Source organism: Shewanella sp. LZH-2, assembly GCF_016859145.1.
Lineage (GTDB): Bacteria > Pseudomonadota > Gammaproteobacteria > Enterobacterales > Shewanellaceae > Shewanella > Shewanella xiamenensis.
In genome coordinates, this window is record NZ_CP069350.1 from 1,937,165 (window position 1) to 1,961,524 (window position 24,360).

A 24,360-nucleotide genomic window follows, 5' to 3' on the forward strand; every position below is an offset into this window, starting at 1 on the left:
GCCGCTGCCCTCGTGTGAAGGGGCCACTGAAATAAACTTGCGGAGATAGAACTGTGCAGCAATACGTACTCTGGTATCAGGAATTAGGCATGGGTGACGTCAACTTGGTTGGCGGTAAAAATGCTTCTCTTGGCGAGATGATCAGCAATCTAGCTAATGCCGGTGTTCAAGTACCTGGCGGATTTGCGACTACTTCTTATGCGTTCAATGAGTTCCTTGAACAAAGTGGAGTAAACCAGAAGATTTATGACATTCTAGCCACACTGGATGTAGATGATGTCAATGCACTGGCAAAAGTAGGTGCACAGATCAGACAATGGGTGATTGACACCCCATTCCAACCAGCTTTAGAGCAAGCCATTCGTGAAGCTTACGATAAACTTGCCGCTGAAACTAGCGATGCATCATTTGCAGTACGTTCTTCTGCTACCGCAGAAGATATGCCAGATGCTTCTTTTGCTGGTCAGCAAGAAACCTTCTTAAACGTGAAAGGATTTGACTCTGTACTCGTGGCGATTAAGCACGTGTTTGCGTCACTCTTTAACGACCGTGCAATTTCATACCGTGTTCACCAAGGTTATGAGCACCACGGTGTTGCCCTGTCTGCCGGCGTACAACGCATGGTTCGTTCAGACAAAGCGGCATCAGGTGTGATGTTCACCATGGACACTGAATCAGGCAACAATGATGTGGTGTTTATCACTTCATCTTTCGGTCTGGGTGAAATGGTTGTTCAAGGTGCGGTAAACCCTGACGAATTCTATGTCCACAAACCTATCCTTTCTCAAGGCCATAAAGCCGTTGTTCGCCGTAATATCGGTAGCAAGCTCATCCAGATGGTGTATTCCGATGATGCTTCTCACGGCAAACAAGTGAAAATTGAAGACGTTGCTGCAGAAAAACGTCGTCAATTCTCCATCAACGACGCCGAAGTGATGGAACTGGCTAAACAAGCGATGGTTATCGAAAAACACTACGGTCGTCCAATGGACATCGAGTGGGCGAAAGACGGTAACGATGGCAAACTCTATATCGTTCAAGCGCGTCCAGAAACGGTTCGTAGCCGTGAAGACGTACAATTAATTGAACGTTACCACTTAAAGAGCCGTGGCGCAGTGATCTCTGAAGGTCGTGCTATCGGTCATAAAGTGGGCTCAGGTGTGGCTAAGGTATTAACTTCAATCGCTGACATGGATCAAATCCAACCTGGCGATGTGTTAGTGACCGACATGACTGACCCAGATTGGGAACCTATCATGAAGCGCGCCAGCGCCATCGTGACTAACCGTGGCGGCCGTACCTGTCACGCGGCGATTATTGCCCGTGAATTAGGTGTACCAGCGGTAGTAGGTTGTGGCGACGTGACCGACCGTATCAAGAATGGTCAGTTAGTGACAGTATCTTGTGCCGAAGGTGACACTGGTTACATCTACGAAGGTAAACAAGAGTTTGAAGTGATTTCAAACCGCGTTGACTCATTGCCAGCATTACCGATGAAGATCATGATGAACGTGGGTAACCCAGATCGTGCATTTGATTTTGCCCGTTTACCTAACGAAGGTGTGGGTCTAGCGCGTTTAGAATTCATCATCAACCGTATGATCGGTATTCACCCGAAAGCGTTGCTTGAATTCAACCAACAAGATGCTGCATTGCAGGAAGAAATCAACGAGATGATCGCCGGTTACGACTCTCCTGTTGAGTTCTACATCGCTCGCTTAGTCGAAGGTATCGCATCTATTGGTTCGGCTTTCTATCCGAAGAAAGTGATCGTACGTATGTCAGACTTTAAGTCTAACGAATACGCTAACTTAGTCGGTGGTGACCGTTACGAGCCAGAGGAAGAAAACCCAATGTTGGGCTTCCGTGGTGCGAGCCGTTATATCTCTGAATCATTCCGCGATTGTTTCGCACTTGAATGTGAAGCGATTAAGCGCGTGCGTAATGAAATGGGTCTGAAGAACGTTGAAGTCATGATCCCATTCGTCCGTACCGTGAAAGAAGCTGAGCAAGTGATTGAACTGCTGAAAGAGCAGGGCTTAGAGCGTGGTAAAGATGGTCTACGCGTCATCATGATGTGTGAAGTACCGTCAAATGCGCTGTTAGCGGATCAGTTCCTTGAGCACTTCGATGGTTTCTCTATCGGCTCAAATGACTTAACACAGTTAACACTCGGTCTTGACCGTGACTCAGGCATCATCAGCCACTTGTTTGATGAGCGTAACGAAGCGGTGAAGATCCTGCTGTCTATGGCCATTAAAGCGGCTAAGGCCAAGGGTGCTTATATCGGTATTTGTGGTCAAGGACCTTCAGATCACGCCGATTTCGCGGCTTGGTTAGTTGAACAAGGCATCGATACCGTATCGTTAAACCCTGATACCGTAATTGATACTTGGTTATATTTAGCCGAAGCGCACGCTTGATCTAGGCCGTAATTTTATCAAGGTGTTAAAAAAGCCGCTTTTTAGCGGCTTTTTTTTGTTTATAATGGGCCGCATAACAATAATTGACTGAAGCCGCCCATGTTACCTCTGTTATCACATCAACAAACCTTAGAACCTGTTTATCTGGCCTATCTTGATGCTTTAGAACAAAGTGCCTATGAAGGTGATATTGATAAGCGCTACAGCGCGCGCTTAGTGCAAGCCACGGATAACTCCGTTTATCAATTTTTGCCCCAAGCGGTGCTTTATCCTAAAGACCAAAAGGATATCGAGATAGCGCTTAAACTTGCTACGAAAGCAGAGTTTGTGGGTGTGACTTTTAGTGCCAGAGGTGGCGGAACAGGCACTAATGGTCAGTCGCTGACCCACGGTTTGATCCTTGATGTGTCTCGTTATATGAATCGTGTGTTGGAAGTGAATCCTGAGCAGGGCTGGGTTAGGGTTGAAGCTGGGGTCATTAAAGATGCGCTAAATGATGCGCTGCGTCCCCATGGATTCTTCTTTAGTCCCGATCTCTCAACTTCAAACCGCGCCACTATTGGCGGTATGATCAACACCGACGCCTCGGGCGCAGGCTCTTTGGTGTATGGTAAAACTTCCGACCATGTACTGGCACTGCGCAGTGTATTGATAGATGGCAGTGTGTTAGATACTCGTCCCCTCGATGCGGGTCTGTTATGTAATCCCGATAACGTGAGTGAAAATCCGCTTGGACAAAAACTGATTTCGGCTATTGCAAAGGTATGCCGTGAGAAGCGCGCGCTCATTGAGCAACAATTCCCTAAACTCAATCGATTTTTAACTGGATATGACTTAAAGAATGTCTGGAATGAAGGCTTAACTCAGTTCGACCTTTCACGCATTTTAACAGGCTCTGAAGGCACGCTGGCGGTTATCACCGAAGCGAAACTCAACATTACACCACTGCCCAGTGAGCGGGCGATGGTGAATATTAAGTACGATTCCTTCCAGTCTGCGCTGCGTCATGCACCTTCCTTAGTTGCTGCGCGGGCTACGGTTGTCGAAACCGTGGACTCTAAAGTGCTTAATCTTGCCCGCGAGGACATTGTTTGGCATTCGGTTTCCGACCTTATTCAAGAAGTGCCGGGTAAAGTCATCGATGGCCTGAATATGGTCGAGTTTGCTGGTGATACGGCAGAAGTTGAGCAAAAACTCGCGAGTCTTGAGGCTGTATTGACCGAGCAAATTGGTCGCGGTGAATGTGGTGTCGTGGGTTATCAAGTCACTCAAGATAAGGCCAGCATTGAGAAAATCTATGGCATGCGTAAAAAGGCCGTTGGATTGCTCGGTGCTACCAAGGGACGTCGCAAACCCATTGCATTTGCCGAAGATACTGCTGTGCCACCTGAAAAACTTGCCGATTATATTATGGAGTTTCGTGCGCTACTCGATAGTCACAATTTGCAATACGGTATGTTTGGCCATGTGGATGCAGGCGTATTACACGTGCGCCCAGCACTCGATATGTGCGATGTCGAAGATGAAAAACTGCTAAGGGTGATTTCTGATCAAGTTGCAGCACTGACGCTCAAATACGGCGGCCTGATGTGGGGCGAGCATGGTAAGGGCGTGCGTGGCGAATACGGCCCATCGGTATTTGGCGATGAACTTTATGGCGTGCTGCAAGATATTAAAGGTCTATTTGACCCTGATAACAGGCTTAATCCCGGCAAGTTAGTGGCGCCCAAGCAAGTCGGCAGCTTGGCATTTGATGTGGATAGTACCAAGCGCGGCAAGTTTGACAGACAAATTCCCGTTGAAGTACGCGATGCCTATCCCGATGTGATGAACTGTAACGGTAATGGCCTGTGCTTTAACTACAGCAGTTTCTCACCTATGTGTCCGTCATTTAAAGTGACGGGGGACAGAGTTCAGTCGCCTAAAGGTCGCGCGGGCTTAATGCGTGAGTGGCTGCGTTTGCTTGAGTCGGAAGGGGTCGATGTGAACGCGCTGGCGAAAGCTAAACCCTTAGGTATTTTGCAGCGTATGCAAAATACCATCAATGCGAAGCGCGATTACGATTATTCCCACGAAGTGATGGAATCGCTGAAGGGCTGTCTTGCGTGTAAGGCGTGTTCGAGTCAGTGCCCGGTTAAAGTGGATGTACCTAAGTTTAGGGCGCAATTCTTTAATATTTACTATCAACGTTATCTGCGTCCCGCCAAGGATTACCTGGTTGCGGGCATAGAAGACAGCTTACCTCTGATGGCTGCTGCGCCAAGGCTGACCAATTTCGCCTCGCAAAACCCACTCAGTCAATGGGTCATCAAAAAGGCTATTGGCTATGTGGATGCGCCAGCGCTGTCGGTGCCAACCTTAAAACAACGACTCGATGGCCATGCGAGCCGCGGCTATGATCTGGCGGCATTGCAGGCCATCCCCGCCGATGAGAGGGCAAAATTTGTATTAGTTGTACAAGATCCCTTCAACAGTTTCTACGATGCGGGCTTGGTGTATCGCTTTATCCAATTGATTGAAACCTTAGGATTAAAACCCGTTCTACTGCCGTTTAAGCCCAACGGTAAACCGACGCATATCAAGGGCTTCTTGGGTAAATTTGCTAAAACGGCGCAGTCGAGTGCGGATTTCTTAAACCAAGTGCATAAGTTAGGTATGCCGATGGTTGGGATCGATCCCGCCTTAGTGCTCTGTTATCGCGATGAATATAAAGAAATTTTAGGGGCTAACCGCGGCGCGTTTGAGGTGAAACTGGCTAACGAATGGCTGCTTGGCATACTGCAGGATATTCCCACTAAGGCCATGCAAGATAAACAATTTACTTGGTTTAGCCATTGTACTGAGTCTACGGCGAAGCCTAATACCGCCAATGAGTGGAGCAAAATCTTCACTCACTTTGGCGCTAAATTGACGGCGGTGAATTTGGGCTGCTGCGGCATGGCGGGTACCTACGGCCATGAGGCTGAGAATCTTGAGCGTTCTAAGACCTTGTTTGATATGTCGTGGAAAGACACTTTAAGCAAGATAGACGCGTCGCAGGTGTTAGTCTCTGGCTACTCTTGTCGCAGCCAAGTGAAACGTTTCGCCGGTTACAAGCCAAAACATCCATTAGAGGCTTTATTGGAGCTCGTTAAGGCTTAACGCAATTTTTAATTAGGGATTGGATAATCTCTAAGGCAATGCCACACTAAACCAGTCGTCAGGCTGGTTTTTTTATTGAGGGGACGCTATGGAAAAACACACGGGCAATGTTATCGATACGCTACAGGCATTCACCAGCAAGCCAGCGCCGTATGACGTCACCACACACCCAACGGCGCTGTGTAGTGAAGTCGCGTTATTTCGTATCCAACTCTCCGGTGACTGGATATATCAGGACAGCCCATTACTGACGAAGTTTGCTAAGCTGTTTGCCAGTATTTTACATGGCATCGATGGCGAATATTTTTTGATCACACCAGTCGAAAAGGTGCGAGTCGAGGTGGATGATGCGCCACTGGTGATTGTGGATTATATGAAGGATGAGACAACATCGGGTTTAACGCTGCACAGTAGTATTGGCACCGAGCATTCTCTGGCGACACTCAATCGTTTAAAGCTCACCGACTTTGGGATTTATCTGCCGCTAGAGCGCGGCCTATGGGGAAAATTGAGCCGTGCCTGCTACTACAATTTTGTGAATGAATTCAATTTAACCGATGAAGGTGGCCTCAGTGCTTAAAGATTTTGATTGTAATAACTTGGGGAGGCTGACTAGTTTATTATGGGTTAAGTGATAGTATTAAAACTAACCTTAGCCAATCCTACTCGGGTTTAGGTCTGTGTCGATGGGTCTAAATGTTGTTTTCGGAGGTGCTGTTTGAACCGTTATGAAAGCTTAGGCTATCTTGTTTCGCACTTAAATATTGAGCTGCAAAATGAACTCGATTTGCAGTTGAAACGCTATCAGCTCGACATTAAGTTGTGGCCAGTATTATTCGCGCTTTGGCAGGAGGAGGGGATTACTCAGACCGAGTTGTCCAAACGTTGTGATGTAGCGAACTATACCATGACCCGTTTGCTCGATCAGTTGCAGGTGCAAGGCCTCATCACCCGCCATCAAGAACTCGATAATCGCCGAGCTTTCCAGATTTTTCTCACCGATGAGGCCAAGGCGCTGGAGCAGGATTTGATCCGTGAGGCCGAGCGCGTCAATGAAAAGTTTCTTGCTAATCTTACTGAAGATGAACGAAGTTATTTTATTAAGCTTTTGAATAAAATAAATAAACTGTCATCTAATCCGTAAGTTTTATTGTGCTTCTTTCGGTTATTTACAGTGGGAGTAGCATAAAAAGTAACACTAAACTTGACCCCAGTAATAACCCTTGCTGCAGTAATCGTTGTCGCTGCATTAAGCTATTTTTTCCCTGTTTCAGACTAGTGATTAGCTGATTACGCTTATAAATACGGCAAGTTAACTCATTTGTGAAGGGGTTAATAAACAACTTACATAGGCATTGCCCACCATCTTTCAATTTGATCAGATGTTCACTTTGATGGCTAAAATTGAGTTTGCGCGAAACCATTTGGCCATTGATATAGACTCTCTCCAAACCCGACCAATCACTTGCTTGTAATTCAAGTGAATCTTTCCCCAGCTCATATTTGAAACTGACCATAGTGGCACCTTCTCCGTGACTGACGAGTAGTTAATTCAAGCAGAGACATATAGGGTTTTCCACTACAGAAAAGTGAATTTTACGTGGCGTTTTGGTATCTGATTGGTATTGAGAGGAATTTATTTTTTAGATGGATAAGTGGAGCGAGGGAAGTGGTTGAGGCGGACAACGACTCGTTGTCCGCCTACTGCATGATTAGGCTTTGGCCGCTTGGTAAATGGCGCGGGCCATTTCGTCCGCCACTGCACCTGTCGTGCGGTTTTCAGCATCGGCCTTAGCAAAAATCTTCAGCAGCGTGTTGTAGATTTCTCTGACCTTAGCTTCTGATTTTGCTGCGTCATAATCTTTTTCAAATGACACGTTGATAATGCCGCCAGCGTTAATCACATAATCTGGCGCATACAGAATGCCCATTTCTTTTAACTGCTCGCCATGGCGGACTTCGGCTAATTGGTTGTTGGCGCAACCTGCAACAATCTTAGCTTTAAGCTGTGGCAGGGTGACATCATTTAGAGTTGCACCTAAGGCACATGGCGCATAGACATCCACGTCTTGGGCATAGATATCCTGAGGTGCAACAACGGTAGCACCAAAGTCGGTAGCCACTTTATCAAGCGACGCCTGATGAATATCGGTAACAATCAGCTGTGCACCTTCTTCATGCAAATGTTTACACAGATAGTAACCCACATGACCAACACCTTGAACAGCGATCTTAAGGCCTTTTAAGCTGTCTAAATCGAGTTTATGTTTAACAGCAGCCTTGATCCCTAAATAGGTGCCTAGTGCTGTAAATGGCGATGGATCGCCACTCTTGCCTTCAAGGCCTGCCATGTAAGGTGTTTCTTGATGGGCAATCATGATATCAGCGGTCGTGGTGCCCACGTCTTCAGCAGAATAGTAACGTCCACCGAGGCTATTGATAAAACGGCCAAAGGCACGGAAAAGGGCTTCGCGATCAGGACGCTTAGGATCGGCAATAATCACTGACTTACCACCGCCCATGGTTAAACCGGCGAGGGCATTTTTGTAAGTCATACCACGGGAGAGGCGTAATACGTCTGTCAGGGCTTCATCATCGGATTGATAATTCCACATCCGGCATCCACCCACAGCTGGACCTAAGTTGGTGTTATGGATGGCAACAATGGCTTTTAAGCCACTTTCTTTATCATGACAGAATACGACCTGTTCATGTTCATCAAAGGATACATGATTAAATACAGCCACGTGAAGTTCTCCGCTATACACAATAAAACGTCGATGGAACGACTTCCCATCGACAGCTCGTTATATTTATTGCAGAACCATAGCATTTAGCGATACTCTCAACCATGCATAATGACCGAATAAATAGATTATTTGTGGCAATCTAGCTTTCCACTTTACGTAAACGTAAGCTTAGAGATGCGAAACCAGTTTTAACTGATGATATTCTCAGACATTAGTATGATTCGCGTGCTGTCCCAAGAATGAGAGCCGCGCTATAACAATAAGATAGGACGGAAGTATGACTGAACAAGCTGTCGATCAAGCTCAACCAACAATCTCTCCTGAAGAAATGGAGAAATTGCGCCAAGAGTGGGTCAGAACACAATTCCAAAAAGCGAACCGTTTTTTAGCGGAAAAAGGGGTTATCCCCAGCAAGGTTTTAGCCGATGAGAGCCGTTATCTTGCACCTTATTTAGCGATTTGGAAGATGGAATCCAAACGTCCTACGACCAAAACCTATTGGGTGATGTCAGGCGATTTACCATCGGATTTTGTGGATGTCAAAGTGGCTAAAACGGCGCGTGATGCGGTTCGTCATTTCTCGATGATGTGGCAAATGCAGGCTGAAAATTTGATCCGTTCAGGCGCAACCAGACGTGATGCAACCCAGGCAAAATTTGCCCAGTTATTAGTCTCCCGTGCAGAGAGTTTATATCGTATGCACAATGATGAAAAACTCTGGAATAGCTAGATTTCCTTGTGTTGAGTCATAAAACCAAAGGCACTCGATTGAGTGCCTTTGTTGTTTAAGTCTGTCTCAAGCGTTGTGCTCTACGTTGAGCATACCGACGGTTTCATTCCATATTAAAGGATTACGCTTCTTCATCACTTAAATAGTATAAACCTTGATTAATCAGTTCCAGCAACAGCTGTTGTACTTCATCATGTTCGCATAACGCGAGAGCCGTTTCGCTATCAAAGCTGACATGATCGCTTAACTGTACAAGCACCGCTTCGGGTGTATTGGGCAGATCATAGATTTCGCCATTAATGAATAAGCGCGAGTGAGCATCATTCTCTAAACGTAGTACTTTTAAACCGCCAATGCGATTTACACCAGCGCCTTGTTCAAAGGCATCTTGCAGATCTTCGATGCTATAGGCTTCTTCGCCTTCACAAATATCTAATTCGAATCGGTTTTGGCTTAGCAGTTTACCTAGCACAACCTGATAACTCGCAGGATCTTGGGCAAGCTGGCTTAACAGCGACATAATGCCGAGTTGATGATCTTGGCTAATAATGCCCGGATTTGCTGGCTCGGATGCGGAGGTAAAACGCTGTTGACCCAAATTTTTGTCGAGTAAATAGTCGGCCACTTCGCTGACTAATTCTTGCTGACTGGGTGCGCGGTAACCAATTGAATAGCTCAAGGCTAAGGTTAAGGTTTCACCGCAGTGTGGGAATCCTGGTGGAATATAAAGCATATCGCCTTTCTCTAACACCATATCAATAATGGGGTCAAAGTCTTCAACCAGAGGTGAATTAGGATTACCGCCACGACGTTGTTGTGGGGTGTTGTCACCTACGGTCCAGCGGCGCTGACCTTCGCCTTGAATAATAAACACATCGTAGTTGTCGATATGGGGACCGACACCGCCACTTGGAGTGGCAAATGACACCATCAAATCATCGAATCGCCAATCGGGGAGAAAACGAAAGGCCTCAACGAGGGGTTGTGAGTCGGGATACCAATGGTTAACCGCTTGTACCAATAATTGCCAGTGGGTTTCACCGTAATTGTCGTAATCCTCAAAAGGGCCTTGGATCACTTCCCAGTTATCTTTTTGGGTGACGACGATGCGCGAAGTGATTTCTTCTTCGCAGGCCAGGCCGGCCAGCTCATCGGCACTGATTGGATCTTCAAAGTGAGGAAAAGCGCCTTTGATGACCACAGGTTTTTGTTGCCAGTAATCCTTGAGGAACTGGGCAATATCGAGATTGAGTTTATACATAGTGTCAAAAAAGGCGACTACATCCTTAACAATGTAACCGCCTCAATCCTTATTTAGGCTAGATAATAAGCTAAGCATGTCAGCTTAGCGTTAAACGAAGCGTTAGCCGGAATGAACTTTAGTTAAGTTCGTCAACAAATGCTTCTGCACGGCCAATATAGTTGGCTGGCGTCATCTTCTTCAGCTCAGCCTTCACGTCTTCAGGCAGGGCTAAACCGTCGATAAATTCGGCAAGTTGCTTAGCGTCGATGCGTTTACCACGTGTCAATTCTTTTAACTTCTCGTATGGCTTTTCAATGCCATAGCGGCGCATCACGGTTTGTACTGGCTCAGCCAATACTTCCCAGTTTTGATCGAGCTCGGCACGTAAATGCTCTTCATTCACTTGTAACTTGCTGATGCCTTTTAAGGTCGCTTGGTAAGCGATCAGCGAGTGGGCGATACCCACACCTAAGTTACGTAGTACGGTGGAATCGGTTAAGTCACGTTGCCATCTTGAAACGGGTAGTTTTGCGGCTAAATGTTGCATCAACGCATTGGCAATACCTAAGTTACCCTCAGAGTTTTCAAAGTCGATAGGGTTGACCTTGTGTGGCATGGTTGATGAGCCAATTTCACCGGCAATGGTACGTTGCTTGAAGTGACCTAAGGCAATATAACCCCAAACGTCACGGTCGAAATCGAGCAGAATAGTGTTGAAACGCGCAATCGCATCAAAGAGCTCTGCAATGTAATCATGCGGTTCGATTTGAGTGGTGTATGCGTTCCAGTGCAGGCCAAGGCTTGTCACAAAACGTTCAGACAGTGCATGCCAGTTCACTTCTGGGTATGCAGATATGTGCGCGTTGTAGTTACCTACGGCGCCGTTAATTTTCCCCATGATTTCAACGGCCGCGATTTGCTTGATTTGGCGCTCTAAACGCACGGCTACGTTAGCCATTTCCTTGCCTAAGGTTGAAGGCGAGGCTGGCTGACCATGGGTACGTGACATCAAAGGTACTGAGCGGTATTCAACGGCCAGTTTTTTGATGGCGCTAAGCAGTTCATTGCAATAAGGCAGTACCACTTGCTCGCGGGCTTCAGTTAACATTAAGCCATGGCTTAAGTTGTTGATATCTTCAGAAGTACAGGCAAAGTGAACAAATTCACCGACAGCGGCGAGTTCCGCGTTGTCTGCGATTTTTTCTTTGATAAAGTATTCAACTGCTTTCACGTCGTGGTTGGTGGTGCTTTCAATGGCTTTCACGCGAAGCGCATCTTGCTCACTGAAATTGTCTTTAATGGCATCGAGAAGCGCGATCGCTGACTCGCTTAATGGTGGCACTTCGGTGATTTCTGGGCAATCAGCGAGTAACTTTAACCAGTTGATTTCAACTTGAACACGGTACTTAGTAAGACCGAACTCGCTGAAAATCCCTCGCAATGACGCTGTTTTACTACCGTAACGGCCGTCTACCGGAGAGATAGCAGTTAGTGCGGAAAGATCCATGTGAAGCTCCTTGATGAAAACTTATTTTATTATAGGGTAAGACTTTTCTTAGCTGTGTCTAAGATGGCTTTACGGGCAAAGACTAAGTGTCGACGTTTGCCGCCTAGTTGTCGCCATAACACTGCGCTGCGCATGGCTGCAAGCAGCAAGGCGCGGATTTTTTGTTGCACGATTGGACGTTGCAGACACACTGGATTGCCTGAGATCTGAATCTTAGGTCCAAGATTACTGATAATGTCGCTATAAATACTGGCCAGATTGGCAATGACTTGTTCGTCGGTGATCGCAAAATGATGTAGCTGACGATTCACTTGATTGATGCGTTCGGCAAGCATAGCTAACCCGGTGTTTGAACGGGTTAATTTACGTTCAAGGGCTAAAATTCCCACCAGATAGCGGGTAATTTCCACATCTTTTTGACTGCTATCCCCCAGTTGATTTAACACCAATTGGTAGCCTTTGTGCAGGGCGGCCTTATTTTGGTAAACATCAGCGGGGGTTTCGGGATTAGTCACTAAAATGGTGTGTAAACTGGCTGCCATCTCATCGGTGTCGCTTTCACCATGACGGGCTAAATACTGAACTTGTGCAATGGCCTGCAGTATTCCTGCAAAGGCCATAGTACGATCATGGAGCTGTTCGTTCACGGTTTATCCTCTGATCAGTTGATCGATAATTCCGCCACCGAGGCACACTTCGCCATCGTAAAATACCGCTGACTGCCCAGGCGTCACGGCGGCAACGGGCTCGTCAAACACCACCTTGAGGGTATTGTCATCAAGATAGGTGAGGGTGCAAGGAATATCCTGCTGGCGGTAACGGGTTTTCACCACAATTTGGCTGCCATCGGCGGGACCTTTGCGGTCGACCCAGTGTAGTTGATTGACAAACATGCCATTGGACATCAAGCGCGGATGGTGACCACCTTGGCCAACAACAAGCACGTTACGTTTTAGATCTTTATCCACCACGTACCATGGGTCATCATTGCTATTTTTCATGCCACCAATCCCCAGACCTTTACGTTGGCCTAAGGTGTGGTACATCAAACCTTGGTGTGTGCCAATCACTTCGCCTTCGGCAGTTTCGATATTGCCGGGCTGTGCGGGTAGGTAATTACCTAAAAATTCAGTAAATTTTCGCTCGCCGATAAAGCAAATGCCGGTGCTGTCTTTCTTATCATGGGTAATTAATCCCATCTGTTTGGCGATTTCTCGCACTTCGTGTTTTTCGAGTTCACCAACCGGAAACAGGCTGCGTGCCACTTGTTCATGGCTTAAGGTGTATAGGAAGTAGCTTTGATCTTTATTATTGTCGACCCCACGCAGCATTTGCGTTGTGCCATCGGCATTGTCGCGGCGGCGCACATAGTGACCCATGGCGATGTAGTCGGCATCGAGAATATCGTCGGCAAACTCTAAAAAGGCCTTAAATTTGATTTCTTTGTTGCACATGATATCGGGATTGGGGGTACGACCCGCTTTGTATTCGGCAAGGAAATACTCAAATACATTGTCCCAATATTCGGCAGCAAAGTTGACCGTGTGGAGTTTGATCCCAAGCTTATCGCAAACGGCTTGAGCATCTTTTAAATCTTCGGCGGCCGCGCAGTACTCGTCGTTGTCATCTTCTTCCCAGTTCTTCATGAAAAGGCCTTCAACCTGATAGCCTTGCTGCATAAGCAAATAGGCTGAAACGGATGAATCAACACCGCCGGACATGCCGACAATGACTTTTTTACCTGTATGAGTGGGTTCGATTGATGTCATAGATCCTAAAACCATTGAGTATATGTGTTAGCGAGTCGTGGCTTGAACCGTTGTCATTAGTACATGACTCACTTTTAAATCTGCGTTTATTTAGCTGCGTAGTTAGGGCAGGCTTATTGGTGATCCGTTTAGCTGCTGAGATACATCAGCCCAACATCATTAAGCACAAGATGCATGATGCTAAAACACCCCAAATTTTTAACCCAAAAGCGCAGTTAAATGCCTTATCAAATCGCGCATTTACGCGGGGGCGTATTCTATCACGCCTTGTTGCTTGGGGCTATCTTTGACATCCCTACAGACGCTGACTATTGAGTAATTCGAGCGAATGAATCTGCCCTTGTTGCAACTGTTTGCGGTAATCGTTGAGGCAATCGAGCACTAATGGACTGCGCAGTTGATGAGCTTTAGCTGCGATCTGCTCAAAGCTCAACCAATGGGCGGCATAAATATCCGCATCCTGTGGCTTAGGCGTGAGTAGCGTATCGACTTGTACCAAAAAGGTAAAACGCACAAAAGCGAGGTCCTGATTGGCGCTAAATTGATAAATCCCAACCAATCCCTGTGGCTTGAGCTGGAGGCCTGTTTCCTCAAATACTTCGCGCTCACAGGCTTGGATAAGGCTTTCATTCGCTTCCAAATGTCCTGCTGGTTGATTAAAACGCTGCTCACCATCAATCCACTCTTCCACTAATAGATACTTATCCTCGGTAGGGGCATGGATAATACAAGCAACTGTTACATTGGGTTTATATCTTACTTTTACTGTCACAGTGATTACCTTTGAGCGGCTAGATTAGGGATATTGGATTGCTTGTTGGCGCAAGACTATTCGGTCTTTTGAGCCACCAGTATGCATTTATGCTCACCTGTCGCTAAATCATCTAGACTCCATTGGCCTATTTTATAGCGAATAAGTCTTAAGGTCGGAAAACCAATATGGGCCGTCATCCGCCGAACTTGGCGATTGCGTCCTTCGTGGATTTGAATTTCCAGCCAAGTGGTTGGGATGTTTTTTCGTTCACGGATCGGCGGATTACGCGGCCACACATTCGGCGTAGCCATGATGCAGACCTTAGCGGGCAGTGTCATGCCATCTTTTAATTCAACCCCTTGGCGCAGTTTGGCTAAATCGGCTTCCGATGGCACACCTTCCACTTGTACCCAATAGGTTTTAAAGGTTTTCTTTTTAGGCTCTGTGAGTTTGGCTTGGAGTTGACCGTCATTGGTTAACAGTAATAGCCCCTCGCTGTCGCGATCTAATCGCCCAGCAGCATAAACGCCCGGAATAGGGATGAAATCTTTTAATGTTTTACGGCCTTGCTCATCGGTAAATTGGCACAGAACATCGAAGGGCTTGTTAAATAAGACGATGATAGGCGCAGCTTGAGGCTTGACGCGTGAGGCCGATGGGCGTTTTTGAAGCCGTGTTTTGGTACTATTTTGTTGTGACCCTGTATCGCGCTGCAAGCTTGCCTTGGCAGATTTGGCGAAGGAGCTTGGTTTACTTCCTTTGCTGCGGTTATCAGCCCTATGCTGCGGGCCCGTGGTGGATGTGCTCTGGCCGCGAGTGCGAGGTGTTGCCTGAGATGTTAGCGGGTTATTTTTGTTCATGCGGTAACTAATTGTTGTTCATATAGTAGTGGCGAATAGTCGCTTAAGAGAGTCTAGTCATTTTACGTCGTCGCCGATGATATGCGACTAAACCTATCTATTAACAGGCGTTAGAAAGAAGACGTGTTATTTATCTGCACACAGTGTACTTGGCATTCGCCGTTAGTGGAATTTGAATATTATTGTGAATGCTCTATGATGTCGGCCTGAAAATGTGATCTATGCCTAAATGTTTGTTAGGTATTAATGAGTCAATTTACCCACGTTGGCGAACGCAAAGAGGATGTTGCAGCGGGTTTATAGGTTTATAGGGGCGTTTACGATTGCCTCGATAGAGAATTCCTTCGTGCCAATGTTTGTTCGTCATGATATAAAATTATTATAAAAATACTAAATTTTACAATAATGTAGGATGTAACATGAAAGATAACTCACCAACAATTATTTATACCGAAACCGATGAAGCGCCAGCACTGGCAACGCTTTCTCTGTTACCTATCATCAAGACCTTTACCAATGCGGCGGGTGTGGCGGTTGAAACCCGTGACATTTCTTTATCAGGCCGTGTGATTGCTAACTTCCCAGAAAAACTGACTGACGCGCAAAAGATTGGCGATCACTTAGCTGAGCTTGGCGATCTAGCGAATCAACCAGAAGCTAATATCATCAAGCTGCCTAATATCAGTGCGTCAATCCCACAGTTAAAAGCCTGTATTTTAGAGCTGCAACAGAAAGGTTATGACATTCCAAACTATCCTGACGAGCCAAAAACTGACGAAGAAAAGTCAATTAAAGCGCGTTACGACAAGATCAAGGGCAGTGCGGTAAACCCAGTCCTGCGTGAAGGTAACTCTGATCGCCGCGCGCCGCTGTCAGTGAAAAACTTCGCGAAAAAGAACCCACACTCTATGGGTAAATGGGTGAAAGACTCTAAGTCACACGTTGCTCATATGAGCGAAGGTGATTTTTACGGTAGCGAGCAGTCAGTAACGCTTGCTCACGCTGACACTGTCAACATTGTGCTGGCACAAAAAGACGGTCAAGAAGTCGTCCTTAAATCAGGCCTGAAACTGCTCGCGGGTGAAATCATCGACGCGTCAGTGATGAGCAAAAAAGCCTTAATCAGCTTCTTTGAGCGTGAAATTGCCAATGCCAAGGCTGAAAACGTGTTGTTATCGCTGCACCTTAAAGCCACCATGATGAAAGTGTCTGATCCCATCATGTTTGGTCATGCAGTGAAAGTGTTCTTCAAACCGGTGTTTGATAAACATGCAGCATTATTTGCTGAGTTAGGCGTTGATGTGAACAACGGCTTTGGTGATGTATACGCCAAAATAGCCAACTTACCTGCCGATGTTCGCAGCCAAATTGAAGCCGATATCGCAGCGGTTTACGCTGAGCGTCCAGCGCTGGCGATGGTGGATTCTGATAAAGGGATCACCAACTTACACGTCCCAAGCGACATTATTATCGATGCTTCTATGCCAGCGGCTATTCGTTCATCTGGCCAAATGTGGGGGCCAGATGGCAAGTTGCACGATACTAAAGCGCTGATCCCTGACCGTTGCTACGCAGGTGTGTACCAAGAAACTATCGCTTTCTGTAAAGAACACGGTGCATTCGATCCAAGCACTATGGGCAGTGTGCCAAACGTGGGTTTAATGGCACAAAAAGCCGAAGAATACGGTAGCCACGATAAAACTTTCGAAATTCCTGCCGATGGCGTGGTCAAGGTAATTGATGCCAGCGGTAACGTGTTGATGAGCCACAACGTCGAAGCAGGCGATATTTGGAGAATGTGCCAAGTTAAAGACGCGCCTATCCGTGACTGGGTCAAACTTGCCGTTCGCCGCGCACGTTTAAGCAATACTCCTGCGGTATTCTGGTTAGATGCAAATCGTGCCCACGATGCGCAATTGATTGTTAAAGTGAAGCAATACCTACCTGAGCATGACACCAGCGGTTTAGACATCAGCATTATGTCACCAGAAGAAGCGACTCGTTTCTCATTAGTGCGCATCAAAGAAGGTAAAGATACTATTTCTGTTACTGGTAACGTACTGCGTGACTATTTGACTGACTTGTTCCCAATCCTCGAACTGGGTACCAGTGCTAAGATGCTATCTATCGTGCCATTAATGAATGGTGGCGGCCTGTTCGAAACGGGTGCGGGCGGTAGTGCGCCTAAACACGTACAACAGGTTGAAAAAGAAGGTCACTTACGTTGGGACTCTCTAGGTGAATTCCTGGCATTAGCGGCTTCGTTAGAGCATTTAAGCCAAACTGTTGGTAACCCTAAAGCGCAAGTACTGGCGGATACCTTAGATCAAGCCATTGGTCAGTTCTTAGATAGCAACAAGTCGCCATCAAGACGCGTTGGAGAGTTGGATAACCGTGGTAGCCATTTCTATCTGGCGATGTACTGGGCACAAGCATTAGCCGCTCAAACCAAAGACGAGCAGTTACAAGCTCACTTTATTCCATTAGCGCACGCTTTAAGCGCCAATGAGCAAGTGATTGTGGCTGAACTCAACAATGCGCAAGGTGCACCAGTGGATTTAGGCGGTTACTATCGTTTAGACGCCGCAAAAGCTGAAAAAGCCATGCGCCCAAGCGAGACACTGAACAAGCTATTACTTGCTTAACGATTTATCGTTAACTTAACATTAATACTGAAAAGGCCTGCATTGCAGTAATGCCGATCAGTTAAGACAGATCGCTTGACGATTTCGCTGAAAAGATCAAAATCCGATGACCTCATGTCATCGGATTTTTTATGCAACTCTCAGAAGCACTCGCCCGTACTCATATTACCCGCCTAACCGAATTCACCTGCTTAGCAGATGTGTTAGAACCTGAGTTAATTCAATCTTGCCTAGACTCTCAGGGCGTTGCGACGTTAAGACGGCGTAAATTGCCGATGGACGCGATGATTTGGGCCGTTATCGGAATGGCTTTGTTCCGAGGGGAGTCTGTTCGGTCACTCATCAACAAACTCGACATTGTTTTGCCGCAAGAGATTGATTATGTTGCACGCAGCGCCGTGACTCAGGCGCGTAAACGATTGGGCAGTGAGGTTATTAGAGAAGTCTTTAGCCGCAGCGCCAATACCTGGCACGCGAGAGCTGAACATCCTCATTGGTGCGGCCTTAACTTGTATGGTGTTGACGGTGTCGTGTGGCGGACACCCGATAGTGTCCAAAATCAAGCCGCCTTTGCGCGTACCGCAAACGCTTCAGGCGAAGCGGTTTATCCGCAAATTCGCATGGTTTGCTTGATGGAATTAAGCAGCCATTTATTGGTCAACAGCGCCTTTGATTCGGTTGCCGAAAATGAAATGAACTTAGCGTCCCTGCTCATTCCTAGCATTCCCAATCACAGCCTAACCCTATTTGACCGAGGATTTTACTCGCTCGGCCTGCTGCACGCTTGGCAGCAAGCGCAACCTGATAGCCACTGGTTGTTGCCACTGAAGAAAGGCACTCAATATGAAGTAGTGCGAACGCTGGGGAAACATGACCAGTGGGTGAAACTCACCACGACACCTCAAGCCAGAAAGAAATGGCCGCAGCTCCCTGACACCCTTGAAGCACGTTTATTGACTAAGATAGTGAAAGGTAAGTCAGTCGCCATTTTGACCTCGTTGACAGACCCGATGCGTTACCCCAGCGAAGACATCGTCGACTTATATGCCCATCGATGGGAAATCGAACTGGGCTACAGAGAGATGAAACAACATCTGTTGGAGAGTCGTTTTACGCTCCGCAGTCAACTACCGGAGCTGGTGACTCAAGAGTTATGGGGCGTGCTACTGGCCTACAATCTCATTAGATATAAGATGTTGCTGATGGCTAAAAGCTTGCCATCGGTCCATCCCAATCAACTGAGTTTTCGGGATGCGGCGAGTTATATCATCTTCAAGTTGACACAACTGTCATCACAAACACCGGGGAATGTCCCGAGAGACGTATTGGATATAGAACGAAATGCACGGCAATTTAAGCTGGATGGTAAACGGGAAAGGGCATATCCACGAGTCCTTAAAATGAGCAAAAACAAGTTTCCGGTTAGACCAAAGAAAAATGCCGTTCACTCTTAAGTGAACGGCATTACTGCATTGCAGGCCTTTTTATTGCACTAAATTTAGGAGTAAGTTGTAAATTAACCAGAGCGAGTTAACGTTTCGAGATGAAAATGTATTCGCTCCGGTACACCTATGCTCACAAAATGAGACATGACGTGTAGTTATTCTACTCAAAATAAAAAGGCAGGGATTAATCCCTGCCTTTTAGATCATTGGCCTCACCATACATTATTTTGTTGGTGAAATGGCTGAAGCGTGCATTCCTTTTGGACCTTGTTCTACTTCAAATTGAACCGGTTGGCCTGCTTTTAGAGTTCTATAGCCTTCCATTTCAATGGTAGAATAGTGTGCAAAAACGTCCTCGCCACCTTGATCAGGGCAAATAAACCCGAATCCTTTGGCGTTGTTGAACCATTTAACAGTTCCGCTTGCCATACTTCCACTTCCTTCTGTTGTCTACTTACCAGTAAGATAGTAAAACCTGTATAGACGGGATTGTTTCACCGTCTGAGCTACAGAATGTAAGGAGTAAAAGCGGAAGTCAAGCTAAAATTAACAAAGAGGTAACAACTGATTAATTTGAAGATAGCAATTGGAAGAGGACAACACGAGAGGCTAGTATTAAAAAATGGGTAAGACAGGAAACATAGAGCACGTTGAAGAACGTGTTGAATCTGAGTTAATGCCACCTTCTATGTATAAGGTGATCCTTAATAATGACGATTACACGCCAATGGATTTTGTGATTGAAGTGCTGCAAATCTTCTTTCGCAAGAATGAGCAGGAAGCCACAGATATCATGTTGACTATTCATCACCAGGGAAAGGGTATCTGCGGGATTTTCCCCTACGGCATTGCAGAAACTAAGGTGATACAAGTAAATCAATTTGCAAGACAAAACCAACATCCGTTACTGTGTTCGTTAGAGAAGGCTTAACCGCGCTTACTCTGTTGTCAGTTGTTAATTTTGGGGGTGCTTATGCTGAACAAAGATCTGGAAGTCACCTTAAATCTGGCGTTTCAGCAAGCCAGAGAGGCACGTCACGAGTATATGACGGTTGAACATCTGTTATTGGCTCTGATAGACAATCCTGCGGCTCAAGAAGCGCTAATCGCCTGTGGAGCGAATTTAGATAAACTGAGAGATGAAGTAGCAAGCTTTATCCAACAAACCACCCCAATCATTGCGGATATGGATGATGATAAAGAAACCCAACCAACGCTCGGGTTTCAGCGGGTACTGCAACGCGCCGTTTTCCATGTGCAGTCCTCGGGCCGCAATGAAGTCACTGGTGCTAATGTGCTGGTGGCCATTTTTAGTGAGCAGGAATCCCAAGCTGTTTATCTGCTGCGTCGCAGCGACATCAGCCGTTTAGATGTGGTGAATTATATTTCCCATGGTTTTTCAAAAAATGAGGACAGCGACGCTCATCAAGATCAAGAACGCATCGAAGATCAAAGCGAAGCGAACGAAGAACGTAGCATGTTGTCGCAGTTTGCAAGCAATTTAAACCAACTTGCAAAACAAGGGGTGATAGATCCGCTGATTGGTCGTGATCAAGAAATCGAACGCGCCATCCAAACTTTATGTCGTCGCCGTAAAAATAATCCATTGTTGGTGGGTGAAGCGGGCGTGGGTAAAACTGCGATTGCTGAAGGTTTGGCTTATCGAATCGTCAATAATCAAGTGCCAGAGGTGATGGCGCAGGCGACTGTGTACTCCCTCGACTTAGGCTCCTTGCTTGCAGGCACCAAATACCGTGGCGATTTTGAAAAACGTTTCAAGAGTCTGCTTAAGGAACTCAGCGCCGATAAACACGCCATTTTATTTATCGATGAAATTCATACCATTATTGGTGCAGGCGCCGCATCGGGTGGGGTGATGGATGCCTCTAACCTGCTAAAGCCGTTATTATCGAGCGGTAATTTGCGTTGCATGGGCTCAACCACGTTCCAAGAATATCAGAGTATTTTTGAGAAAGATCGTGCACTGGCGCGCCGTTTCCAAAAGGTCGATATTAATGAACCTTCAGTGGCTGAAACCACTAAAATTCTGATGGGTTTAAAGTCTAAATACGAAGAATATCACGGCGTGCGTTACACCCAAGCGGCGATTAACAGCGCGGCAGAGCTGTCGGCAAAACACATTAATGACCGGCATTTACCCGATAAAGCCATCGATGTGATCGATGAGGCGGGTGCGCGCATGGCTATGTTGCCACAGAGCAAACGTAAGAAAACCATCGGTCAGGCCGAGATTGAAACCATTGTGGCGAAGATTGCTCGGATCCCTGAAAAATCAGTCTCCGCCAGCGACAAAGATTTACTGCGTAACCTTGAGCGCAATCTGAAGATGGTGGTCTTTGGTCAAGACAAGGCGATTGAATCCTTAAGCTCGGCGATTCGATTATCGCGCAGTGGTTTAGGTACAGATAAAAAACCTGTTGGTAGCTTTTTGTTTGCAGGCCCAACTGGGGTAGGTAAGACAGAAGTGACCAATCAGTTAGCTAGTTGCCTAGGAATGAAGCTGGTGCGTTTCGATATGTCTGAGTACATGGAAAGCCATACGGTTTCTCGTTTGATTGGGGCTCCTCCTGGATACGTAGGATACGACCAAGGTGGTTTACTCACCGATGCTGTAATTAAAAATCCCCATTGCGTGGTGTTGCTCGATGAAATCGAAAAGGCTCACCCCGATGTCTACAACCTGTTACTGCAGGTGATGGATCATGGCACCTTAACCGATAACAACGGTCGCAAGGCGGATTTTAGGCATGTCACCTTAGTGATGACGACAAACGCAGGTGTTCAGGAAACGATCCGTAAGTCTATTGGCTTTACTCAGCAGGATCATACCCAAGATGCCTTATCGGAAATCAATCGGGTATTCTCGCCAGAGTTTCGCAACCGCTTAGATTCCATCATTTGGTTCAACCATTTAGATATGACTATCATAGCCAAGGTGGTTGATAAATTTTTGGTGGAATTACAAGCACAACTTGATGCGAAACATGTGTTACTTGAAGTCAGTGATGAGGCCAGAACCCTACTCGCCGAGAAAGGCTATGATAAGAGCATGGGCGCACGGCCAATGGCCCGCGTGGTGACAGAGCTTATTAAACGTCCATTAGCGGATGCTATTCTCTTCGGTGAACTGGAACATGGCGGTATTGCTCATGTTGATGCCAAAGACGGTGAAATCGTGATCCACACCGAACGCCACGAGAAAAGTACCACTAAGGCTTAATCTCTCGCGAAAACCCAATAAAAATGGCTGCAATTGCAGCCATTTTTCTAATCTTACGCCAACAAAAAAACCCGGCCTCGCCGGGTTTTTCAACTAAAGGGGAATATTAGCGTGCGCGGAAGACAATACGACCTTTGGTCAGATCATAAGGGGTCAACTGAACTGTTACTTTGTCACCAGTCAGGATCCGGATGTAGTTTTTGCGCATTTTGCCTGAAATGTGGGCTATCACCACATGACCATTTTCAAGCTCTACGCGAAACATTGTGTTTGGCAAGGTTTCAAGGATAGTGCCTTGCATTTCAATGTTATCTTCTTTCGCCATTAATTATTTATCCCATTAGCCTTCGAATATAAAAAACGGGCGTATCATGCCGCAAATTCACCTTGCTGTAAAGGGGATGTGCCTAGCAAACTTGGGAATACTCCCAGCCTTGGGGGGTTAAAATCTGATAAGGGCGGTATAAGCGTTTGTAGGACATTTTCCGATTTGCATCAATTTGATATCCCAGATAAAGAAAATCTTTACCCTGCATTTTAGCCAATCTGCACTGGAGTAAGATCAACAATACGCCAAGGGAGCGGCGTTCTTCATCGGGGTCAAAGTAGCTGTAAATGGCTGACAAACTATTGGGCAGAGTGTCTGTCACTGCTACAGCCACAAGTCTATTGCCATCATAGACTTCAATAAACGTGGGGGGCAGCCAATGACAGAATAAAAATTGTTCATATTGGGTTTTGCTCGGCGGAAACATTGGGCCATCGAAGTGGCGCTCACGGATGTATTTTTCATACAGGGCATATTGAGCCTCGGTATGTTCTGAGGTGATGCGCCAAGTTAAATCACGGTTATGGGCTAGGGTGCGCTTTTGCCGTTTAGACGGTGTAAATTCTTTAATTGGTAACCGAATCGGCTGACAGGCACTGCAACGGGGGCAACGGGGTTTATAAATGGCGCTGCCACTGCGGCGAAAACCTATGGCGAGTAGCCGCTCAAATAGTATTGGGTCGAGGGTTTCCTCCTGAATGACTAACAGTTGCTCCTGCTGACCATCGAGGTAACTACAGGGGAAAATTTGGCTGATCCCAATGGCGATTGGGGTGTTACTCGCGTTAGAGTTCAAGTGTGACCTCACTTGGTATCCAAGCTGCAGGATTGACCGTGTTATCCCTAAACTGGGTTAAGAGTTGTATAAAGTTCGCACGTTTAACGGGTTTTGCCCCTAAGCTCTCAAGGTGGGGATTCATTACCTGTGCATCGATAAGTTTAAAATTCATTTTGATTAAATGTTGTTGCAACACCGCCATGGCCGCCTTTGACGCATTGGTTTCGCGGTGGAACATGGATTCGCCACAAAACACTTGGCCGATGGCGAGACCATAAAGCCCACCGATTAATCGTTCGCCGTGCCAAACTTCGATTGAGTGGGCATGGCCATTATGGTGTAGCTCACGGTAGGCCATTTGAATTTCATGGGTTATCCAAGTGCCAGCTTGTTTACGCCGAGGTTGAGCACAACCCGCCATCACATCGGTAAAGGCATGATTGATGGTATAGCGCCAAGGCTGTTTTTTTAAATATTTACGTAAACTGGTGCTGATATTCACTTGGCCTGGAATAAAAATGGCGCGGGGATCAGGTGACCACCATAAAATAGGATCCTCGGCGTTAAACCAAGGGAAAATGCCATGATAATAGGCGGTTAACAAACGCTCTGGGCGTAGGTCACCGCCTATCGCCAATAAGCCGTTTGGATCGGTTAGGGCGAGTTCGGGTGAAGGAAAAGCTTCAAATTCGTGATTCAGAAAAGACAGTGAGTTCACAATTGCGTATGATTCAGTAATAGACCCT

21 protein-coding genes are annotated in these 24,360 nt (G+C 46.5%); 9 read left to right on the forward strand and 12 right to left on the reverse strand.

Annotated elements, in window-relative coordinates; all coding sequences use genetic code 11:
• Window positions 1–53 precede the first annotated feature (53 nt).
• The 4 genes from ppsA to JM642_RS08730 all read left to right on the forward strand — a co-directional run bounded on the left by ppsA (window position 54) and on the right by JM642_RS08730 (window position 6,708).
• A complete protein-coding gene (gene ppsA, locus JM642_RS08715) occupies window positions 54–2,423 on the forward strand; it encodes a phosphoenolpyruvate synthase (protein WP_203433459.1) in 2,370 nt (789 codons plus the stop codon).
• 99 nt (window positions 2,424–2,522) lie between these two features.
• On the forward strand, window positions 2,523–5,564 hold the full coding sequence (locus JM642_RS08720) for an FAD-binding and (Fe-S)-binding domain-containing protein (RefSeq protein ID WP_203433460.1): 3,042 nt from the start codon (window positions 2,523–2,525) through the stop codon (window positions 5,562–5,564).
• 88 nt (window positions 5,565–5,652) lie between these two features.
• Complete coding sequence (locus tag JM642_RS08725; RefSeq protein ID WP_203433462.1) at window positions 5,653–6,144, forward strand: DUF1285 domain-containing protein; 492 nt, start codon at window positions 5,653–5,655, stop codon at window positions 6,142–6,144.
• Between the two features lie 138 nt (window positions 6,145–6,282).
• On the forward strand, window positions 6,283–6,708 hold the full coding sequence (locus tag JM642_RS08730) for a MarR family transcriptional regulator (RefSeq protein WP_037419357.1): 426 nt from the start codon (window positions 6,283–6,285) through the stop codon (window positions 6,706–6,708).
• A gap of 25 nt (window positions 6,709–6,733) precedes the next feature.
• Here JM642_RS08730 and JM642_RS08735 read toward each other — a convergent pair whose 3' ends face one another.
• Entirely contained in the window at window positions 6,734–7,081 is a 348-nt protein-coding gene (locus JM642_RS08735; RefSeq protein ID WP_203433464.1) for a hypothetical protein, read from the reverse strand.
• Window positions 7,082–7,276: 195 nt separating this feature from the next.
• Window positions 7,277–8,311, reverse strand: coding sequence for a Glu/Leu/Phe/Val dehydrogenase (locus JM642_RS08740; protein WP_203433466.1), 1,035 nt, complete (start codon window positions 8,309–8,311; stop codon window positions 7,277–7,279).
• 280 nt (window positions 8,312–8,591) lie between these two features.
• Here JM642_RS08740 and JM642_RS08745 point away from each other — a divergent pair, with 280 nt between their 5' ends.
• Window positions 8,592–9,044: a DUF4826 family protein gene (locus tag JM642_RS08745; protein ID WP_037419348.1), complete on the forward strand. Its 453-nt coding sequence runs from the start codon at window positions 8,592–8,594 to the stop codon at window positions 9,042–9,044.
• Between the two features lie 121 nt (window positions 9,045–9,165).
• Here the strand turns inward: JM642_RS08745 and JM642_RS08750 are convergent, their stop codons facing one another.
• The 6 genes from JM642_RS08750 to JM642_RS08775 all read right to left on the reverse strand — a co-directional run bounded on the left by JM642_RS08750 (window position 9,166) and on the right by JM642_RS08775 (window position 15,177).
• Window positions 9,166–10,305, reverse strand: a complete 1,140-nt coding sequence (locus tag JM642_RS08750; RefSeq protein ID WP_172587299.1) for a cupin domain-containing protein — start codon at window positions 10,303–10,305, stop codon at window positions 9,166–9,168.
• Between the two features lie 118 nt (window positions 10,306–10,423).
• Window positions 10,424–11,794, reverse strand: a complete 1,371-nt coding sequence (gene purB / locus JM642_RS08755) for an adenylosuccinate lyase (RefSeq protein ID WP_037426522.1) — start codon at window positions 11,792–11,794, stop codon at window positions 10,424–10,426.
• A 29-nt stretch (window positions 11,795–11,823) separates the two neighbouring features.
• On the reverse strand, window positions 11,824–12,441 hold the full coding sequence (gene hflD / locus JM642_RS08760; RefSeq protein WP_203433468.1) for a high frequency lysogenization protein HflD: 618 nt from the start codon (window positions 12,439–12,441) through the stop codon (window positions 11,824–11,826).
• Window positions 12,442–12,444: 3 nt separating this feature from the next.
• Entirely contained in the window at window positions 12,445–13,563 is a 1,119-nt protein-coding gene (mnmA, locus tag JM642_RS08765; RefSeq protein WP_037426519.1) for a tRNA 2-thiouridine(34) synthase MnmA, read from the reverse strand.
• 295 nt (window positions 13,564–13,858) lie between these two features.
• A complete protein-coding gene (locus JM642_RS08770; RefSeq protein ID WP_037419334.1) occupies window positions 13,859–14,335 on the reverse strand; it encodes an NUDIX hydrolase in 477 nt (158 codons plus the stop codon).
• 56 nt (window positions 14,336–14,391) lie between these two features.
• Window positions 14,392–15,177 carry an rRNA large subunit pseudouridine synthase E gene (locus JM642_RS08775; protein ID WP_203433470.1) on the reverse strand — a complete coding sequence of 262 codons (786 nt, stop codon included), beginning with the start codon at window positions 15,175–15,177 and terminating at the stop codon, window positions 14,392–14,394.
• 419 nt (window positions 15,178–15,596) lie between these two features.
• On the opposite strand from JM642_RS08775, the gene JM642_RS08780 reads away from it, so the two are divergent.
• Window positions 15,597–17,822 carry an NADP-dependent isocitrate dehydrogenase gene (locus JM642_RS08780; protein WP_203433472.1) on the forward strand — a complete coding sequence of 742 codons (2,226 nt, stop codon included), beginning with the start codon at window positions 15,597–15,599 and terminating at the stop codon, window positions 17,820–17,822.
• A gap of 131 nt (window positions 17,823–17,953) precedes the next feature.
• On the forward strand, window positions 17,954–19,276 hold the full coding sequence (locus tag JM642_RS08785; RefSeq protein WP_203433474.1) for an IS4-like element ISSba6 family transposase: 1,323 nt from the start codon (window positions 17,954–17,956) through the stop codon (window positions 19,274–19,276).
• A gap of 213 nt (window positions 19,277–19,489) precedes the next feature.
• On the opposite strand, the gene cspD is transcribed toward JM642_RS08785, so the two are convergent.
• A complete protein-coding gene (gene cspD / locus JM642_RS08790; RefSeq protein WP_011072576.1) occupies window positions 19,490–19,696 on the reverse strand; it encodes a cold shock domain-containing protein CspD in 207 nt (68 codons plus the stop codon).
• A gap of 193 nt (window positions 19,697–19,889) precedes the next feature.
• Between cspD and clpS the strand changes: the two genes are divergently transcribed.
• Together clpS and clpA are read left to right on the forward strand one after the other, a co-directional pair.
• The gene (gene clpS / locus JM642_RS08795) at window positions 19,890–20,198 is read left to right on the forward strand and encodes an ATP-dependent Clp protease adapter ClpS (RefSeq protein ID WP_011622425.1); all 309 of its coding nucleotides are present in this window, start codon (window positions 19,890–19,892) and stop codon (window positions 20,196–20,198) included.
• 42 nt (window positions 20,199–20,240) lie between these two features.
• On the forward strand, window positions 20,241–22,508 hold the full coding sequence (gene clpA, locus JM642_RS08800) for an ATP-dependent Clp protease ATP-binding subunit ClpA (protein ID WP_203433476.1): 2,268 nt from the start codon (window positions 20,241–20,243) through the stop codon (window positions 22,506–22,508).
• Between the two features lie 106 nt (window positions 22,509–22,614).
• Here the strand turns inward: clpA and infA are convergent, their stop codons facing one another.
• The 3 genes from infA to aat form a co-directional block, all read right to left on the reverse strand.
• Window positions 22,615–22,833, reverse strand: coding sequence for a translation initiation factor IF-1 (gene infA, locus JM642_RS08805; RefSeq protein ID WP_006081934.1), 219 nt, complete (start codon window positions 22,831–22,833; stop codon window positions 22,615–22,617).
• A gap of 82 nt (window positions 22,834–22,915) precedes the next feature.
• The gene (locus JM642_RS08810; protein WP_037426504.1) at window positions 22,916–23,632 is read right to left on the reverse strand and encodes an arginyltransferase; all 717 of its coding nucleotides are present in this window, start codon (window positions 23,630–23,632) and stop codon (window positions 22,916–22,918) included.
• On the reverse strand, window positions 23,622–24,332 hold the full coding sequence (gene aat, locus JM642_RS08815) for a leucyl/phenylalanyl-tRNA--protein transferase (RefSeq protein WP_069455125.1): 711 nt from the start codon (window positions 24,330–24,332) through the stop codon (window positions 23,622–23,624). Before aat ends, JM642_RS08810 begins: the two co-directional genes overlap by 11 nt.
• Window positions 24,333–24,360: the final 28 nt, after the last annotated feature.

Excerpts from the sequence above, each read along its gene's own strand:
- cspD (WP_011072576.1), bottom strand. The coding sequence starts at position 19,696 with ATGGCAAGCGGAACTGTTAAATGGTTCAACAACGCCAAAGGATTCGGG.
- JM642_RS08750 (WP_172587299.1), bottom strand. The coding sequence starts at position 10,305 with ATGTATAAACTCAATCTCGATATTGCCCAGTTCCTCAAGGATTACTGG.
- infA (WP_006081934.1), bottom strand. The coding sequence starts at position 22,833 with ATGGCGAAAGAAGATAACATTGAAATGCAAGGCACTATCCTTGAAACC.
- JM642_RS08775 (WP_203433470.1), bottom strand. The coding sequence starts at position 15,177 with ATGAACAAAAATAACCCGCTAACATCTCAGGCAACACCTCGCACTCGC.
- JM642_RS08725 (WP_203433462.1), top strand. The coding sequence starts at position 5,653 with ATGGAAAAACACACGGGCAATGTTATCGATACGCTACAGGCATTCACC.
- clpS (WP_011622425.1), top strand. The coding sequence starts at position 19,890 with ATGGGTAAGACAGGAAACATAGAGCACGTTGAAGAACGTGTTGAATCT.
- JM642_RS08780 (WP_203433472.1), top strand. The coding sequence starts at position 15,597 with ATGAAAGATAACTCACCAACAATTATTTATACCGAAACCGATGAAGCG.
- clpA (WP_203433476.1), top strand. The coding sequence starts at position 20,241 with ATGCTGAACAAAGATCTGGAAGTCACCTTAAATCTGGCGTTTCAGCAA.
- mnmA (WP_037426519.1), bottom strand. The coding sequence starts at position 13,563 with ATGACATCAATCGAACCCACTCATACAGGTAAAAAAGTCATTGTCGGC.
- JM642_RS08720 (WP_203433460.1), top strand. The coding sequence starts at position 2,523 with ATGTTACCTCTGTTATCACATCAACAAACCTTAGAACCTGTTTATCTG.
- JM642_RS08745 (WP_037419348.1), top strand. The coding sequence starts at position 8,592 with ATGACTGAACAAGCTGTCGATCAAGCTCAACCAACAATCTCTCCTGAA.
- JM642_RS08785 (WP_203433474.1), top strand. The coding sequence starts at position 17,954 with ATGCAACTCTCAGAAGCACTCGCCCGTACTCATATTACCCGCCTAACC.
- purB (WP_037426522.1), bottom strand. The coding sequence starts at position 11,794 with ATGGATCTTTCCGCACTAACTGCTATCTCTCCGGTAGACGGCCGTTAC.
- JM642_RS08735 (WP_203433464.1), bottom strand. The coding sequence starts at position 7,081 with ATGGTCAGTTTCAAATATGAGCTGGGGAAAGATTCACTTGAATTACAA.